Origin of the sequence: Pseudonocardia oroxyli (assembly GCF_900102195.1) — a bacterium.
In the GTDB taxonomy this organism is placed as follows: domain Bacteria; phylum Actinomycetota; class Actinomycetes; order Mycobacteriales; family Pseudonocardiaceae; genus Pseudonocardia; species Pseudonocardia oroxyli.
The window spans coordinates 394,138-410,847 of record NZ_FNBE01000002.1 but is presented as its reverse complement, the minus strand read 5'-3'; the positions used below and the strand labels follow the sequence as shown (position 1 = coordinate 410,847).

Sequence of the window (16,710 nt, the reverse complement as noted above, 5' to 3'; positions counted from 1 at the left end):
AGGGTCGGTGGCATGAGCAAACTCGACACCGCCGACGTCGGCTCGACGTTGCGGGACATGTGGGAGACGCGTCCCGCGCGGCCGCGCCGGGACCGGAAGGTCGCGGGTGTGGCCGCGGCGATCGCGCGGCGCTACGACATCGACCCCGTGCTGGTGCGCGTCGGGTTCGCGGTCGCGGCGGTGTACGGGATCGGGATCGCGTTCTACGTCGCGGGCTGGCTGCTGCTGCCCTCGGCGGAGGAGGACGACCCGCTCGACGGCGCGGGCACCCGTTCCGCGGGCCACAGCATCGGCCCGGCGGCGTGGATCGCCGCCTGCGTGGTGCTGGTGGCCACCGGCGGGATCTTCTGGGGGGACAACGGCGGGTTCGTGCTCCCGGTCCTCGCCGTGCTGGTCCTGTTGTTCCTGCTGCACCGCAGCCGCGGCTCCCGGGGGCTGCCGCAGACCGATCCGGCGACGGGTGCGGTGGGCGGATCCGCGGGCCGCACTGGCAGCGGATCCGCTGCCAGTGCGGCGGGGGGCGGATCCGCGGGCAGTGCGGTGGGCGGATCCGCGGGCAGTGCGGCAGGGGGCGCATCCGCTGCCAGTGCGGCAGGGGGCGCATCCGCAGCCAGTGCGGCAGGGGGCGCATCCGCAGCCAGTGCGGCAGGGGGCGCATCCGCAGCCAGTGCGGCAGGGGGCGTATCCGCTGCCAGTGCAAAGGACGCGGCCGACACCGCCGTCCCCGTCGACCCGGACGCCCCCACCGCGCACCTCGGCGTCGGCGCGCCCGAGGTCCACGCCGATCCCCTCGACCGCGGCACCCCGCCCGGGTGGGACCCGCTCGGCGCGGCCCCCTTCGCCTGGGACCTGCCCGAGCCCGCGCAGCCCGAGCCCGCTCCCGAGCCCGTGCGCCGCCGGTCCCGCCTCACCCCGATCACCCTCGCGCTGGCGCTGCTGGGCGGCGGTGTCGCGGGCGTGCTGGTGATGCTCACCTCCGGCCTGATGGGCCTGCCGATCGTCTTCGCGACGGCGCTGACGATCGTGGGCTTCGGGTTGGTGGTCGGCTCGTTCGCCCGCACCGGCCGCGGCCTGATCCCGTTCGCCCTGATCCTGGCCCTGCTGACCTGGGGTGCGGTCGAGACCCGTGGGATCCTGCCGACGCTCGGGCGAGACGTCGGGGACATCAGCGTGGCGCCGACCGACCCCGCCGCGCTGGCCCCGCGCTACGACCGGGGCGCCGGGACCATCACCCTCGACCTGTCCCGGCTGGACACCACGGTGCCCGCCGGCACGGACGCCACGCCGATCCGCACGGCGGCGAGCGTCGGGCTGGGCGAGATCGTGGTGACCGTCCCGCCCGACGCGGACCTGACCGTCCGCGCCCACGCGGACCTGGGGGACGTCTCGTACGGCACGACCGACCAGGGCGGCACCGACGCCCAGCTGTCCGTGGTGGACGACCTGGGAGCGGACGGCGTCCGCTCCGGGCGACCGATCGAGCTCGACCTGCAGGCGGGTCTGGGCCAGGTGGAGGTGCGTCGTGGCTGAGCAGCGGCCCGCTCGGACCCGGCGGATGCCGGACCTGTTCACCCTGCTCCTCGGGCTGGTGGCGCTGGGGGTCGCGGCCTCGGGGTTCGTCGGCCGCACCCCGGCGGACTTCGGGGTCGACGGCCGCTGGCTCCTCGCCGGGGGCGCGATCGCCCTCGGCCTGGTGCTGCTGGCCGCCAGCGTCAGCCGGCGCTGAGCCCCGCGCTCACTCCCACTCGATGGTGCCCGGCGGCTTGCTCGTGACGTCGAGGACCACCCGGTTCACCTCGGCCACCTCGTTGGTGATCCGGGTGGAGATCCGCTCCAGCACGTCGTAGGGCAGGCGCGTCCAGTCCGCGGTCATCGCGTCCTCGGAGCTCACCGGCCGCAGGACGACCGGGTGGCCGTAGGTGCGGCCGTCGCCCTGCACGCCGACGGACCGGACGTCCGCCAGCAGCACCACGGGGCACTGCCAGATCGAGCGGTCGAGGCCCGCGAGCGTGAGCTCCTCGCGGGCGATCGCGTCCGCCGCCCGCAGCGTCTCGAGGCGCTGCTTGTCGACCGCGCCGATGATCCGGATCCCGAGCCCGGGGCCGGGGAAGGGCTGGCGGGCGACGATGACCTCGGGCAGGCCGAGCTGGGCGCCGACCGCGCGGACCTCGTCCTTGAACAGCGCCCGCAGCGGCTCGACCAGGGCGAACTCGATGTCGTCCGGCAGGCCTCCGACGTTGTGGTGGCTCTTGATCGTGGCGGTGCCGGTGCCCCCGCCGGACTCGACGACGTCCGGGTAGAGCGTCCCCTGCACCAGAAAGTCGACGGTGTGCCCAGCGGGGTGGTCGGCTCCGTTGTTCGCGATCACGTCCGCGGTCGCCGCCTCGAAGACCCGGATGAACTCCCGGCCGATGATCTTGCGCTTCTCCTCGGGGTCGGTGACCCCGGCGAGCGCGGCCAGGAACCGCGCCTCGACGTCCACCGTGTGCAGCGTGGCCCCGGTCGCGGCGACGAAGTCCTTCTCGACCTGCTCGCGCTCCCCGGCCCGCAGCAGCCCGTGGTCGACGAACACGCAGGTCAGCCGGTCGCCGATGGCCCGCTGGACGAGCGCGGCGGCCACCGCGGAGTCCACCCCGCCGGACAGCCCGCAGATCGCGTGCCCGTCCCCGACCTGCTCCCGGATCGCCGCGACGGTCTCGTCGATGATCGAGGCGGTGGTCCACGACGGGCGGATGCCCGCGATCTCGTGCAGGAAGCGGCGCAGCACCTCCTGGCCGTGCGGGGAGTGCCCGACCTCGGGGTGGTACTGCACGCCGGCGAGCCTGCGCTCGGTGTCCTCGAAGCCCGCCACCGCCACGCGGTCCGTCGACGCGGTCACGGTGAAGCCCTCGGGCGCGCGGGTCACGGAGTCACCGTGCGACATCCACACCGGGTGCTCGGCGGGCAGGCCCGCGTGCAGCACCCCGGAGGCCTCGACGTGGACGGACGTGCGCCCGTACTCGCGGGTCCCGTCCGGCGCGACCTCGCCGCCGAGGGCCTGTGCCATGGCCTGGAAGCCGTAGCACATGCCGAAGACCGGGATCCCGGCCTCGAAGAGGGCGGGATCGACCGGCGGCGCCCCCTCGGCGTAGACCGAGGACGGCCCGCCCGAGAGGATCACCGCGGCCGGTCTCCTGGCGATGATCTCGGCGACGGGCGTCGACGACGGCACGATCTCCGAGTAGACCTGCGCCTCTCGCACCCGACGGGCGATGAGCTGCGCATACTGGGCGCCGAAGTCCACGACGAGCACGGTGGGTGTGTCCACCCCACCAGGGTAAACGGCGACCGCCGTCACTCCGCCCCGGCGGGTTCCCCCCTGTGATCTGTCACCTGTGCGCAACGTCCGACGGGCCCGGACCGGGAACAATCCACCCACGTGAGCATCCGCGTGGCCCTCGAGCACCGCACGCACTACGCGTTCGACCGTCCGGTGAAGATCGGGCCGCACACCGTGCGCCTGCGTCCCGCGCCGCACTGTCGCACGCCGGTCGAGAGCTACTCGCTCACGGTCGAGCCGTCGCCGCACTTCGTGAACTGGCAGCAGGACGCGCACTCCAACCAGCTGGCCCGGGTGGTGTTCCCGGAGCCCGCCACGAGCCTCACGTTCACCGTCGACCTCGTCGCGGACATGACGGTGATCAACCCGTTCGACTTCTTCCTCGAGGAGTACGCCGAGCGCTTCGGCTTCGCCTACCCGGCCGAGCTCGGCGCGGACCTGGAGCCGTACCTGCGCCGCGTCGAGCACGGCGCGCCCCTGCAGGCGCTGCTCGGCCGCATCCCCCGGTCCGACGCCCCGATCGTGTCCTTCCTGGTCGACGTCAACCGCGCGGTGCGTGACGTCGTGGACTACTCGGTCCGCATGGAGCCGGGTGTCCAGACCCCGGACGAGACCCTGACCAGGGGCATCGGGTCGTGCCGCGACTCGGCGTGGCTGCTCGTCGCGCTGCTGCGCGATCTCGGCCTGGCCGCCCGGTTCGTGTCCGGCTACCTCGTCCAGCTCGCGCCCGACGCGGTGCCCGGGGTGCCCGCGCCCACCTTCCACCAGGACTTCACCGACCTGCACGCCTGGGCCGAGGTGTTCGTCCCGGGCGCCGGGTGGATCGGGCTCGACGCGACGTCCGGGCTGCTGGCCGGCGAGGGCCACATCCCGCTCGCCGCCACCCCGTCCCCCCGGCACGCGGCCCCCATCTCCGGGCTGATCGACCCGTGTGTGTCCACCCTGGACTTCTCCAACACGGTCACCCGGATCCACGAGGACCCACGGGTCACGGCGCCCTACTCGGAGCCACAGCGCGAGCGCATCGCGGTGCTGGGCGGCCGGATCGACGACCTCCTCGAGGCGGGGGACGTCCGGCTGACCATGGGCGGCGAGCCGACCTTCGTCTCGACGACCGACATGGCCAGTCCGCAGTGGACCGTCGCGGCGGACGGCGAGGACAAGCGCCGCATGGCGGACGCGCTCGCGGCGAGGCTCAAGGCCCACTACGCCCCCGACGGCGTGGTCCACCGCGGACAGGGGAAGTGGTACCCGGGCGAGCCGCTGCCGCGCTGGCAGACCGCGCTGATCTGGCGGGCGGACGGCGAGCCGCTCTGGGGCGACCAGTCCCTGCTGGCGACCCCGTCCGAGCCGGGCACGGCCACCGCGGCGGACGCCGCCCGCGTCGCCGCGGGCAGCGCGGAGCTGCTGGGGATCGAGCCGGAGCACGTCCACCCGCTCTACGAGGACCGGCTGCACGAGGTCGTCGCCGAGGCGCGGCTGCCCGACGGCGAGCCGCCCGCCGCGGACGTCGACCCGGAGGAGCCGCTGGACCGGGACGCGCGCCTGGCGATCGTCGACCGGCTCGACGCCGCCACCCCGGAGCCGGTGGCCTGGGCGGTCCCGCTGCACCGCACCGAGGAGGACACCTGGGGCACGACGACCTGGACCACCCGTCGCGGCCGGGTCACCCTGGTCCCCGGCGACTCCCCCGCGGGCCTGCGCATGCCGATCGCGGCCCTGGCCTGGACCCCGGCGCCGGGGCAGCCGGACCCGTCGAGCTTCCGCGTGCGCCCGCCGCTCCCGACCACGTCCCTCGGCGCCGCCGCCCCCGCCACGGTGGTCCCGCGCGAGGAGGCCCCGACGACCGCACTGGTCGTCGAGGAGCGGGGCGGGCACGTCCACGTCTTCCTGCCCCCGCTGACCGAGGCCGCGCACGCCGTCGAGCTCCTCGGGGTGGTCGAGCACGCCGCCCGCGAGGCCGGCGTGCCGGTGGTGCTGGAGGGCTACGCCCCGCCCGGCGACCCCCGCACCCGCACCCTCACGGTGACCCCGGACCCCGGCGTCATCGAGGTGAACGTGCACCCGACCGGCAGCTGGCCGGAGCTCACCGAGCTGACCGGCACGCTGCACCGGCTGGCGCACGAGGTCGGGCTCGGGGCGGAGTCCTTCGCCCTCGACGGCCGCCACACCGGCACCGGCGGCGGCAACCACATCACCCTCGGCGGGCCCACCCCGGCGGACAGCCCGCTGCTGCGCAGGCCGGACCTGCTCGTCTCGATGCTCACCTACTGGCAGCAACACCCGAGCCTGTCCTACCTGTTCAGCGGCACGTTCATCGGCCCCACCAGCCAGGCGCCGCGGGTCGACGAGGGCCGCCACGAGACCCTCTACGAGCTGGAGATCGCGTTCGCCGAGCTCGACCGGTTGCGTGACGAGATCCGGCCCTGGCACGTCGACCGCGCCCTGCGCCACCTGCTCACCGACATCACCGGCAACACCCACCGCGCCGAGTTCTGCATCGACAAGCTGTTCAGCCCCGACTCCGAGCGCGGCAGGCTGGGTCTGCTCGAGCTGCGCGGCTTCGAGATGCCGCCGCACCCGGACATGGCGCTGGTCCAGGCGCTCCTCGTGCGGGCCCTCGTCGCGCGGTTCTGGGCGGAGCCCTACCGCGGGAAGCTCGTCCGCTGGGGCACCCGCCTGCACGACGCGTTCCTGCTCCCGGCGTTCGTCGAGGCGGACGTCGCCGAGGTGGTCGCGGACCTGAACGAGCACGGCATCGCGTTCGAGAAGAGCTGGCTGGACCCCTTCCTGGAGTTCCGCTTCCCGCGGCTGGGCCGGGTCGAGGTGGCCGGCACCACGCTGGAGCTGCGCAGCGCGATCGAGCCGTGGCACGTGCTGGGCGAGGAGATGTCCTCCGGCGGCGTCGCGCGGTACGTGGACTCCTCCGTCGAGCGGGTGCAGATCGAGGTCACCGGGGCGCTGTCGGAGCGCTACGTCGTGACCTGCAACGGGGTGCCGGTGCCGCTGCACCCCGCCGCGACCTCCGACGGCCGGGTGGCGGGCATCCGCTACCGGGCGTGGGCCCCGCCGTCCGCGCTGCACCCGACGATCGGCGTGCACTCGCCGCTGGTCTTCGACCTGGTCGACACCTGGAACGAGCGCTCGCTGGGCGGCTGCACCTACCACGTCGTCCATCCCGGCGGCCGCGCCTACGAGCACTACCCGGTCAACGCGAACGAGGCCGAGGCCCGCCGCAACGCCCGATTCACGCCGTACGGGCACTCGCCGGGCCCCGTCGACACCAGCCTGTGGAAGGCTGACCCGACCGGCGAGTACCCCCGAACCCTCGATCTCCGCCGCCACAACCAGAGGTGACCGTGCACGACGAGATGCGGGACGGCACCGGCGCCGTCCGGCCTCTCTGGGCCGGGCTCGCCGGGGTGCTCGACGGCGCGGGTCCGGACGGCCTGGCGGCCCGCCGGGCGGACACCCGGCGGCTGCTGGCGGACGACGGCGTCGCCTACCACCCGCCCGGCGCCGAGACCGAGCAGCTCTGGGAGCTCGACCCGCTGCCGCTGATCATCGACGGTGCCGAGTGGGCGGGCCTCGAACGCGGCGTGGCCCAGCGGGCCGAGCTGTTCGACCGGCTCCTGCGAGACCTCTACGGCCCCCGCTCGGTGATCACCCGCGGGCTGCTGCCGGTGGAGGTCGTCGACGGGCACCCCGGCTACCTGCACGCGTGGCGCCGCCCCGCCGGGGCCCCCGCGCGCCGAGAGCTGTTCCTGTCCGCGGTGGACCTGGGCCGCTCCCCCGACGGCTGGGTGGTGCTCGACGACCGCGTCCAGGCCCCGTCCGGCGCCGGGTACGCGATGGCGAACCGCCGGGTCGTCGCGCGGGTGCTCTCGGCGCTGCACCGTCGCTCCGGGATCCGGAGGCTGGGCCCGTTCTTCGAGGCCATGCGCACGGGCCTGCGCGGCGGGCGGGATCCCGAGGACCAGCGGGTCGTGCTGCTCAACCCCGGCCCGGACTCCGAGACCGCCTACGAGCAGGCCCTGCTGTCCGCGCTGCTCGGCGTGCCGCTGGTGCTCGGCTCCGAGCTCACGGTCCGCGAGGGCAGGCTCTGGCAGCACACGCTGGGCAGGCTGGACCCCGTGGACGTCGTGCTGCGCAGGCTCGACGCCGAGTGGTGCGACCCCCTCGACCTGCGCCCGGACTCCCGGCTCGGGGTCCCCGGGCTGGTCGAGACCGCGCGGCTCGGCACGGTCTCGGTGCTCAACGGCCTCGGCGCGGGCGTCGCGGAGAACCCCGGCCTGGTCCCGTTCCTGCCCGCGCTCTGCCGCGCCCTGCTCGGCGAGGAGCTGCTGCTGCCCGGGACGCCCACCTGGTGGTGCGGCGACCCGCGGGCGTTCGCCCACGTCCGCGCCCGTCTCGACGAGCTGGTGCTCACCCCGGTCGTCCGCGGCGGGCAGGCCGTCCGCGGCGCCGGGCTCTCCGCCGCGCAGCGCGAGGACCTGCTCGCCCGGATCGCCGCCGAGCCGCACGCCTGGGCCGCACAGCGCGAGCCCGTCCTGTCCACGGCGCCCACGATCACCGACGCGGGTGCCGCGGACCGGCCGGTCGCGCTGCGGACCTTCACCGTCGCCTCCGGCACCGGCTGGGAGGTGCTCGACGGCGGCCTGGGCTCGGTCCCGGCGGGCACCCTGCTCCGCGACGGGGTCGCGACGCCCGCCAAGGACGTCTGGGTGGTCGGCGAGCGCGCCGAGCCCACCGGGCGGCCGGTGTTCGGCACCGACGAGGCGGTGCCCGCGCCCGCGCCCGGCGGGGTGTCCCCGCGCGTCGCCGAGGACCTGTTCTGGCTGGGCCGCTACTCGGAGCGGGCCGAGGACACCGCGCGGCTGCTGCGCGCGGTCACCGACCGCTGGGCGGACTTCCAGTCCACCCCGGATCCCGCGGGTGCCAACGCACTGCGCGCCCTGCTGACGGCCACCACGGCGACCACCCGCACGGCGCCGGGCTTCGGCCCGCTGCTCGCCGACGCCCACCGGGTGGCCCCGGACGGCCCGGCCGCGATCAGCGCCGAGCTGCGGTCCCTGCTCCGCGACCGGGACCGCGCGGGCACCCTCGGGTTCGCCGTGCACCGGCTCACCCGCGCCGCGCAGGCCGTCCGCGAGCTGCTGTCCACCGACACCTGGCTGGTCCTGGGCCGGCTGGACGCCGTGCTCGCCGACATCACCACCGAGGACGCCTCGGACGGGCTCAACCGTGTCCTGGAGGGGCTGCTCGCGCTCGCGGGCATCGCCGCGGAGTCGCTGGTCCGGGACGCCGGGTGGCGGCTGCTCGACGCGGGACGCCGGATCGAGCGCGCCCAGCACGTCGTCGCGCTGCTGCGGGCGACGCTGTGCGACGCGCCCCGCGGCCCGGCGGACCGGCTCGTCGTGGAGTCGGTGACGATCGCCGCCGAGTCCGTGATCACCCACCGGCGGCGCAACGCGGGCCGACCCGGCGTCGCCCCCCTGCTCGCGCTGCTGCTCACCGACGGGGAGAACCCGCGCGCGGTCGCCTACCAGCTCGCCCGGCTCACCGACGACCTCGCGCACCTGCCCGGCACGGTCCCGGAGGCGCTCGACGCCGCGGTCCGCGCCCTCGCCGAGGCCGATCTCGTCGCCGTCACGGCCCGGGACTCGGCCAGCGGCACCCGCCCCGCGCTGCGCGCCCTGCTCACCGGCCTCGGCGCCGACCTCGACCGGCTCGCGGACGAGATCGCCGCCGCGCACTTCGCCCCCGTCCGCGGGCCGCGGCCCTACGACCCGCTGGTGGCGGTGGCCTCGTGACGACCTACCGGGTCACCCACCGGACCACCTACACCTACGACGACGACGTCACGACCAGCTTCGGGCGCGCCCACCTGCTCCCCCGCACCCAGCCCGACCAGCGGTGTGCCGACGCCCGGGTGCGCCTGGACCCGGAGCCGGACGAGCTGCGCGAGCACACGGACGCCTTCGGCAACCGCTCCACGTACTTCTGCGTGCGCCGCCCGCACCGCGAGCTGACCGTCCTCGCCCAGAGCACCGTCACCGTGGACCGGGCGGTGGTGCCGCCCGCGCTGCGGCCGTGGGAGGAGGTGCGCGCGGCCGTGCCCGTCGAGGCCAGGCCGTTCGTCCTGCCGAGCCCCCGGCTGCCGGTGCAGGTGGGCGTCGCCGCGTACGCCGCGCCGTCCTTCCCGCCCGGGCGCCCGCTCGGGGAGGCCGCCGCGGACCTGTGCCGCCGCATCCACGACGACTTCGACTACGTCTCCGGGTCGACCACCGTCCGGTCCACGGTCACCGACCTGCTGACCGGCGGCGAGGGCGTCTGCCAGGACTTCGCGCACCTCGCGGTGGCCGGGCTGCGCAGCCGCGGGCTGCCCGCCCGCTACGTCAGCGGGTACCTGGAGACCCTGCCGCCGCCCGGAAAGCCGAAGCTGCGCGGCGTCGACGCCTCCCACGCGTGGTTCTCGGTGTGGACCGGGGACGGCTGGCTCGATCTCGACCCCACGAACGACCGGGTGGTCGACGAGCAGTTCGTGGTGCTCGCCCACGGCCGCGACTACGGCGACGTGCCCCCGCTCAAGGGCGTGATCTTCACGGACTCGGCCGAGAGTGTGATGGCGGTGTCCGTGGACATGGAACGGGTCGAGGAGGGGTAAGAAGCGCCGTGCGCGCCTTCTCCTGCCCGAACTGTTCCTCGCTCGTCTATTTCGAGAACTCCGTCTGTCTGCACTGCTCCACGGAGATCGGCTACTCCCGCCCGGCCCGGGCGATGGTCCGCACGAGCGAGGGCACGCCGTGCGCGAACGCGGTCGCCGCGACCTGCAACTGGCTCGCCGACCACGGCCCGCTCTGCGACTCCTGCGCGCTGACCCGGACCCGCCCCGCGGACGACGACGCGGACGGCATGGCCGCCTTCGCCCTCACCGAGCGGGCCAAGCGCCGCCTGGTCTACCAGCTCGACGACCTGGGCCTCCCGCTCGCCGACCGGGTGACGGACCCCGTCGGGGGCCTGGCCTTCGACCTGCTGTCCAGCGCTCGGGAGCCGGTGACGACGGGGCACGCGTCGGGCGTGGTGACCCTCGACCTGGCCGAGGGGGACGCCGGGCACCGCGAGCAGATGCGCGTGCAGCTCGCCGAGCCCTACCGGACCCTGCTCGGGCACCTGCGGCACGAGACCGGGCACTGGTACTGGGAGGTGCTCGTCGGCAGGGGTGGTCCGCTCACGGAGTTCCGCTCCCTGTTCGGCGACGAGACCTACTCCTACGCCGAGGCGCTCGAGAAGCACTACAACTCCACCCCGACCGGCTGGGAGGACACCCACGTCTCCGCCTACGCCACCATGCACCCGTGGGAGGACTGGGCCGAGACCTTCGCCCACTACCTGCACATCCGGGACACCTCGCAGACCGCCGCGGCCTTCGGCATCAGCGTCGACGGCCCGCTCTCCGCCGAGCCCGAGGAGTCCGAGAGGGACTTCGACGCGATCGTCGCCGCCTGGCTGCCGCTCACCACGGCGCTGAACATGGTCAACCGGTCGATGGGCTACGAGGACCTCTACCCGTTCGTCCTCGCCCCGGCGGTGCTGGACAAGCTCCGGTTCGTCCACGACCTCGTGGTCGCCCGCCCCGCCTACCCCCCCGCCTGAACGAGCCGCTCCACGCCGTCGAGGAACAGGGAGAGGCCGAACTCCCAGGACGCGTCGGCGTACTCGTCGTCGAACCCGCCCCCCTCCCAGATCCAGGCCATGGTCGGGAAGCGCTCGACGGAGAAGTAGGTGCTCCAGAAGCCCATGCGGGAGGCCCAGTAGTCGTCCTGGCTCACCCCGGTGCGCGCGGAGACGCTGGTGTCGGTGATCGCGGAGCGCGCCGCGCCGAACACCTGTGACTCGACCAGCCCGGCGACCTGCGCCACCCGCTTCTGCGGCAGCCCGGTCAGCGCGACGGCGCGGTAGAGGTCCTCCTGCGCGTCGAGCACGTGCGGGCCCAGCGGCGTGCGCCAGAGGTTGGAGCGCACGAGCCAGGGGTGGGTCTGGTACATGCGCCAGGCCTCCTGCGCATGGAACTCCACCTGCGCGCGCCAGGGCAGCGCCCGGTCGGGCATGACCCGGTCCGCAGAGGCGCGGTCGATCATCAGCTCGAACAGCTCGTCCCGGCCGGGGACGTAGGTGTAGAGGCTCATCGCCCCCACGCCGAGGTGCTGGGCGACCTTGCGCATGGACAGCTCGTCGACGCCGAGCTCGGCGGCCACCGCCATCCCGGCCTCCACGACCTGGTCGAGCGTGAGCTTCTGCTTCGGCCCGCGGGTGGGAGCGGGCGGCGGGTCCCAGAGCAACCTGATCATCGCCTGGCCCTCGGGCGTACCCCGCTGTTCCTCCACCACCGACCACTCCCTTGCGCCGAACTCCGTACGGTGTACCTTATCTCAGGCCAACACGGTACGCCGTACGAAATGAGGGGATCCGTGATCCATACCGACGCACTCGCCCGCACCTTCACGGTCGGGAAGGAGCGGGTCGAGGCCGTCCGCGGCATCGACCTCGACGTGGCGGAGGGCGAGCTCGTCGCGTTCCTCGGCCCCAACGGCGCGGGGAAGTCGACCACCCTGCGCATGCTGACCAGCCTGCTCCCACCCACGTCGGGCACGGCGCAGGTGGCGGGGATCGACGTCGTGGCCGAGCCCGCCGAGGTCCGTCGCCGGATCGGCTACATCGGCCAGAAGGACGGCGCGGGCCACAACTACCGGGTCTGGGACGAGCTGCTCATGCAGGGCCGCTTCTACGGCATGAGCAAGGCCGACGCAGTGGCGTCCGGCTCGGAGCTCCTCGCGTCGCTGGACCTGGAGGGGCTGCGGACGCGCAAGGTCAGCTCGCTGTCCGGGGGCCAGAAGCGGCGGCTGGACATCGCGCTGGGCCTGATCCACAAGCCGGGCCTGCTCTTCCTCGACGAGCCCAGCACCGGCATGGATCCGCAGAACCGGGCGAACCTGTGGGAGCACATCCTGCGGATCCGCGAGGAGCGCGGCACCACGATCCTGCTCACCACGCACTACCTCGACGAGGCCGACCAGATGGCCGAGCGGGTGGTGATCGTCGACCACGGCCGGATCATCGCCGACGACACGGCGGACGCCCTCAAGCGCAAGCAGGCGGGCGACCGACTGACCGTCGTCGTACGCCCGGACCAGGCCGACACCGCGCAGACGCTGCTGGCCACCGAGGGCGCCGAGCCCGCGTCCCGACCGGACGCCGACGGCGTCGCGCTGTCCGTGCGGGTCGAGGCCGCGTCGCACGCCATGCCCGGGGTGCTCGAGCGGCTCCGGGCGGCGGGGGTGGACGTGGTCGCCGCATCCGCCCACCGCCCCACCCTCGACGACGTCTTCCTCAACCTGACCGGCCGATCGCTGCGCGAAGGAGAATGACCGACATGTCCATGGCGATCGCACTGGATGTCCGCAACGTCTGGTGGCGAGAGACGCTGACGATCGTGCGGGACCCGTTCTCGCTGATCTTCTCGCTGCTCCAGCCGCTGGTCTTCCTGGGCCTGTTCGGCCCGCTACTGTCCGGGCTGGCCGGGAACGGCGAGCTGTTCGGCGGGTCGTCGCTGCAGTGGTTCCTGCCGGGCGTCGTCGTGATGATCACGATGTTCGGCACCTCGATGACCGGGGCGAACCTGCAGTTCGAGATCATGACCGGCGCGTTCGAGCGGATGCTCGCGACCCCGCTGTCGCGGACCTCGCTGATGGTCGGGCGGGCGCTCAAGGAGCTCACCCCGCTGGTCGTCCAGGCGCTGATCGTCACGCTGGTCGCGATCCCGTTCGGGTTCGTGTTGTACCCGCTGCACGTGCTGGTGGGCCTGCTGATGCTGGGGATCTTCGGGGTGGGTGTGGGCGCGCTGTCCTACGCGCTGGCGATCGCCGCCCGCAAGACCGAGTGGATCTTCTGGGCGGTGCAGCAGTCGCTGCTGTTCCCGCTGCTGATCCTGTCCGGGATGATGCTGCCGCTGGAGACCGGCCCCGGCTGGATGCAGGTGGCGTCGAAGGTCAACCCGCTGACCTACATCGTCGACGCCGAGCGGGTGCTGTTCAGCGGCACCCTCGCCAGTCCGACGGTGGCGTGGGGCTTCGTGGCCGCGGTGGTCACCGCAGCCGTGGGCCTGTTCGTCGGGATCCGCAGCATCCGGACCGCGACCATCTGATCCGCGGCTCCGCCGCCCGTGCGTGGTAAGTGGTGCCAGAGCACCACTTACCACTCACGGGCGGCGGAGCCGCATACTCACGCTCGTGACCCATCCGCTGGATCCGCTGTCCGCCGACGAGATCCGCGCCGCCGCCGCGATCCTGCGCGCGGAGGGCGTCGCCCGGCCGGACTGGCGGATCGCGACGATCGCGCTCGTCGAGCCGCGCAAGGACGTGGTCGCCGGGCACCGGCCCGGGCACTCCGTGCTGCGCGAGGCCGCGGTGACCGCGTGGAACCTGCGGGAGGGGACCGTGATCCGCGCCGTCGTGTCGCTGACCGGCGGGTCCGTCCTCGACTGGGCGATCGTGCCCGGGGTGCAGCCGAACGTCACGGTGGACGAGTGGCACGAGTGCGACGCGGCGATGCGGGCCCACCCCGACGTGGTCGCCGCGCTGCGCGGGCGCGGGATCGACGATCCGTCGCTGACCCTGGTCGACGTCTGGACCTACGGCGCGGACGCCCCCTACCCGGGCCGCGTCGGCTGGTGCGACGTCTGGCTGCGCGCGGCCCCCGGCGCCAACCCGTACGCGCACCCCGTGGCCGGCCTGAAGCTGATCGTCGACCTGAACACCATGGAGCTGCGCGAGATCGTCGACCGCGGCGACCCGGGGCGTCCGGAGGTCACCGGCGAGTACACCGCCGATCACACCGACCTCCCGACCAGGGAGCCGCTGCGGCCCCTGCACATCCACCAGCCGGACGGCCCGTCGTTCGCCCTCGACGGATATGGGCTGACCTGGGCGAACTGGAACCTGCGCGTCGGCTTCACCCCGCGCGAGGGGCTGGTGCTGCACCAGCTGCGCTGGGACGAGAGGCCCGTCGCCCACCGGCTCGGCTTCGCCGAGATGGTCGTCCCCTACCGCGACCCGACCCCCGAGCACGCCGACCGCACCGCCTTCGACATCGGCGAGTGGGGCCTCGGCTTCATGACGACCTCGCTCACCCTGGGCTGCGACTGCCTCGGCGAGATCCGCTACCTCGACGCCTGCGTCAACGACTCGGCGGGCGAGCCCGTCGAGATCCCGAATGCGATCTGCCTCCACGAGGAGGACGACGGCGTGCTGTGGAAGCACGTGGACGGCGAGCGGGGCGCGGAGGTCCGCCGGTCCCGGCGGCTGGTGATCTCCTCGCACGTCACCGTGGCGAACTACGACTACCTGATCTACTGGCGCCTGTACCTCGACGGCCGCATCGAGTGCGAGGTCCGCGCCACGGGGATCATGGTGACCACGCCGTTCGTCGGGGAGGCACCCGAGTACGGCACGGTCGTCGACACCCGCACCTACGCGCCGATCCACCAGCACTTCATCGTCGCGCGGCTGGACCTGGACGTCGACGGCGAGCGGAACACCGTCGTCATGAGCGAGACCGAGCTCGTGCCGGACGACCCCACCGGCATGGGGCTGCGGCAGCGCCGCGTCCCGCTGCGCACGGAGCAGGAGGGGATCCAGGACGTGTCCTGGGCGACCCAGCGCACGTGGAAGGTCGTCAACCCGGAGCGTGGGACCGCGTACACCCTGGTCCCGGGCGCGGCGATCCCGCCGCTCCTGCCCGAGCACGCCCCCGTCCTGCGCCGGGCCCGGGCCATCGCCCACCAGCTCTGGGTGACCCCCTTCGCGCGCGACGAGCAGTGGCCCTGCGGCGAGTTCGTGGTGCAGTCCGCGGAGGACACGGGCCTGCCCGAGTGGACGGCGGAGGACCGCGGGATCGAGAACGAGGACGTCGTGCTCTGGTACGTCTTCGGCATCCACCACGTCCCCCGGCCGGAGGACTGGCCGGTGATGCCCGTGGACACGGTGCGCTTCGACCTCAAACCGACGGGCTTCTTCCGCAGCAACCCGGCCCTCGACCTCCCCGGCTGACCTGCGCATCATCGAGCCGTCATGCGGTCCTCGCGGAGCGCCCAGGGCGAGCCGTAGGCCGTCAGCAGGTCGAGGAACGGGCGCGCGTCGAAGGACTCGGGGCCGCGGACCCCGGCGCCCGCCCACGCCCCGGTCGCGATCAGCTCCAGCGCCACCACCGGGTTGACGCCGGTCTGCCACACCACCGCCTGGCAGCCGTACTCCCGCATCGACCACTCGTTGTCGACGACGTGGTGCAGGTAGACCGCGCGGGGCGCGCCGTCGGGTCCGAGCCCGGTCACCCGCACGCCGGCGCAGGTCGTGCCGGTCATCTCCAGCGTCGCCGGGTCCGGGAGGCAGGCGGCGACCACCTCGCGCGGGCTGACCTCGGCGTACCCGTCGCCCGCGCGGACCTTCACCGGCGTGGTCGCGTCGAGGCCCAGCTCGTGCAGCATCCGCAGCACCCCGATCACCTCGGCGCCGAGGCCGTACTTGAACGTGACCCGCTGCGCGTCGAGCCACCGCGGGATCAGCAGCACCTCCTCGTGCTCGACGTTCACGCACTCCAGCGGCCCGATCCCGGCCGGGAAGTCGAACACCTCGGGCTCGGAGAACGGCTCGGTGGTGAACCAGCCGCGCCCGCGCTCCCAGACGACCGGCGGGTTCAGGCACTCCTCGATCAGTGTCCAGATCGAGAAGGGCGGGGCGAAGCCGCGGCCGGGCACGGCGAGGTTCGCGCCGTCCCGGACGTCGAACGTGTGCACCTCGGAGAACAGGTGGTCGGCGGCGTAGCGGGCGAAGACGTCCGACAGCCCGGGCTCCACCCCCATGCCCACCAGCGCCAGCACGCCCGCCTCGGCGAACGACTCGGCCAGCGCGAACTGCTCCTCCCCGAGCATCCGACCCGACGCGGCGTCCGACATGGACATCGCCATGTCCAGATAGGTCACCCGGGTGGCGAGGCAGGCCCGGAACAGCGGCATCACGAAGCGGGGGTCGCAGGCGTTCAGCACGGCGTCGACCCGGTGCGCCCGGATCAGCTCCTCGACGGCGCCCCGGTCCGCGGCGTCGACCCGCGCGGCGACGAACCGGGGATCACCCACCTTCGCGACGACGGCCTCGGCCCGGCCGAGCTCGTAGTCGGCCACCACCATCGCCTCGACGAACCCCCGGCGGGCCGCCACCGCGGCGCTCGCACCCCCGACCCCGCCCGCGCCGACCAGAAGGATCCGCATGCCTGCGGATCGTGGCGGGCCGTTCCCGATCCGGTCAATGCTCGCCAACCAGACGTAACCCACCGACACT

Annotated in this window: 12 protein-coding genes; 9 read left to right on the top strand and 3 right to left on the bottom strand. The window is 73.9% G+C overall.

Annotation, left to right across the window (positions count from 1 at the left end):
* The first annotated feature begins 12 nt into the window (after positions 1 to 12).
* Complete coding sequence (locus tag BLS43_RS04695; protein WP_176921161.1) at positions 13 to 1,530, top strand: PspC domain-containing protein; 1,518 nt, start codon at positions 13 to 15, stop codon at positions 1,528 to 1,530.
* Complete coding sequence (locus BLS43_RS04690) at positions 1,523 to 1,726, top strand: hypothetical protein (RefSeq protein WP_093077179.1); 204 nt, start codon at positions 1,523 to 1,525, stop codon at positions 1,724 to 1,726. The genes BLS43_RS04695 and BLS43_RS04690 overlap by 8 nt, the downstream gene beginning before the upstream one ends.
* 9 nt (positions 1,727 to 1,735) lie before the next feature.
* On the opposite strand, the gene guaA is transcribed toward BLS43_RS04690, so the two are convergent.
* Positions 1,736 to 3,307, bottom strand: a complete 1,572-nt coding sequence (gene guaA, locus BLS43_RS04685) for a glutamine-hydrolyzing GMP synthase (protein WP_093077176.1) — start codon at positions 3,305 to 3,307, stop codon at positions 1,736 to 1,738.
* Positions 3,308 to 3,418: 111 nt separating this feature from the next.
* Between guaA and BLS43_RS04680 the strand changes: the two genes are divergently transcribed.
* From BLS43_RS04680 to BLS43_RS04665, 4 genes are read left to right on the top strand one after another with little or no spacing between them, the layout of a single operon-like run.
* Entirely contained in the window at positions 3,419 to 6,676 is a 3,258-nt protein-coding gene (locus tag BLS43_RS04680; RefSeq protein WP_093077173.1) for a transglutaminase family protein, read from the top strand.
* On the top strand, positions 6,673 to 9,132 hold the full coding sequence (locus BLS43_RS04675) for a circularly permuted type 2 ATP-grasp protein (RefSeq protein WP_093077171.1): 2,460 nt from the start codon (positions 6,673 to 6,675) through the stop codon (positions 9,130 to 9,132). Before BLS43_RS04680 ends, BLS43_RS04675 begins: the two co-directional genes overlap by 4 nt.
* On the top strand, positions 9,129 to 9,986 hold the full coding sequence (locus tag BLS43_RS04670; RefSeq protein ID WP_093077168.1) for a transglutaminase family protein: 858 nt from the start codon (positions 9,129 to 9,131) through the stop codon (positions 9,984 to 9,986). The genes BLS43_RS04675 and BLS43_RS04670 overlap by 4 nt, the downstream gene beginning before the upstream one ends.
* Before the next feature lie 8 nt (positions 9,987 to 9,994).
* Positions 9,995 to 10,975: a zinc-binding metallopeptidase family protein gene (locus tag BLS43_RS04665; protein WP_093077165.1), complete on the top strand. Its 981-nt coding sequence runs from the start codon at positions 9,995 to 9,997 to the stop codon at positions 10,973 to 10,975.
* On the opposite strand, the gene BLS43_RS04660 is transcribed toward BLS43_RS04665, so the two are convergent.
* The gene (locus BLS43_RS04660) at positions 10,960 to 11,709 is read right to left on the bottom strand and encodes a TetR/AcrR family transcriptional regulator (RefSeq protein WP_245707288.1); all 750 of its coding nucleotides are present in this window, start codon (positions 11,707 to 11,709) and stop codon (positions 10,960 to 10,962) included. The genes BLS43_RS04665 and BLS43_RS04660 overlap by 16 nt on opposite strands.
* A gap of 81 nt (positions 11,710 to 11,790) precedes the next feature.
* Here BLS43_RS04660 and BLS43_RS04655 point away from each other — a divergent pair, with 81 nt between their 5' ends.
* The 3 genes from BLS43_RS04655 to BLS43_RS04645 all read left to right on the top strand — a co-directional run bounded on the left by BLS43_RS04655 (position 11,791) and on the right by BLS43_RS04645 (position 15,426).
* Positions 11,791 to 12,747 (top strand): ATP-binding cassette domain-containing protein, encoded by a 957-nt coding sequence (locus BLS43_RS04655; protein ID WP_176921160.1) that lies wholly within the window; start codon positions 11,791 to 11,793, stop codon positions 12,745 to 12,747.
* Between the two features lie 5 nt (positions 12,748 to 12,752).
* Positions 12,753 to 13,523 (top strand): ABC transporter permease, encoded by a 771-nt coding sequence (locus BLS43_RS04650; protein WP_245707287.1) that lies wholly within the window; start codon positions 12,753 to 12,755, stop codon positions 13,521 to 13,523.
* Positions 13,524 to 13,608: 85 nt separating this feature from the next.
* Positions 13,609 to 15,426: a primary-amine oxidase gene (locus tag BLS43_RS04645; RefSeq protein WP_093077156.1), complete on the top strand. Its 1,818-nt coding sequence runs from the start codon at positions 13,609 to 13,611 to the stop codon at positions 15,424 to 15,426.
* 8 nt (positions 15,427 to 15,434) lie between these two features.
* Here the strand turns inward: BLS43_RS04645 and BLS43_RS04640 are convergent, their stop codons facing one another.
* Positions 15,435 to 16,640 (bottom strand): saccharopine dehydrogenase family protein, encoded by a 1,206-nt coding sequence (locus BLS43_RS04640; RefSeq protein WP_093077152.1) that lies wholly within the window; start codon positions 16,638 to 16,640, stop codon positions 15,435 to 15,437.
* Positions 16,641 to 16,710 lie beyond the last annotated feature (70 nt).

Coding starts and splice junctions, on each gene's coding strand:
- BLS43_RS04695 (WP_176921161.1), top strand. CDS start 13: ATGAGCAAACTCGACACCGCCGACGTCGGCTCGACGTTGCGGGACATG.
- BLS43_RS04650 (WP_245707287.1), top strand. CDS start 12,753: ATGTCCATGGCGATCGCACTGGATGTCCGCAACGTCTGGTGGCGAGAG.
- BLS43_RS04640 (WP_093077152.1), bottom strand. CDS start 16,640: ATGCGGATCCTTCTGGTCGGCGCGGGCGGGGTCGGGGGTGCGAGCGCC.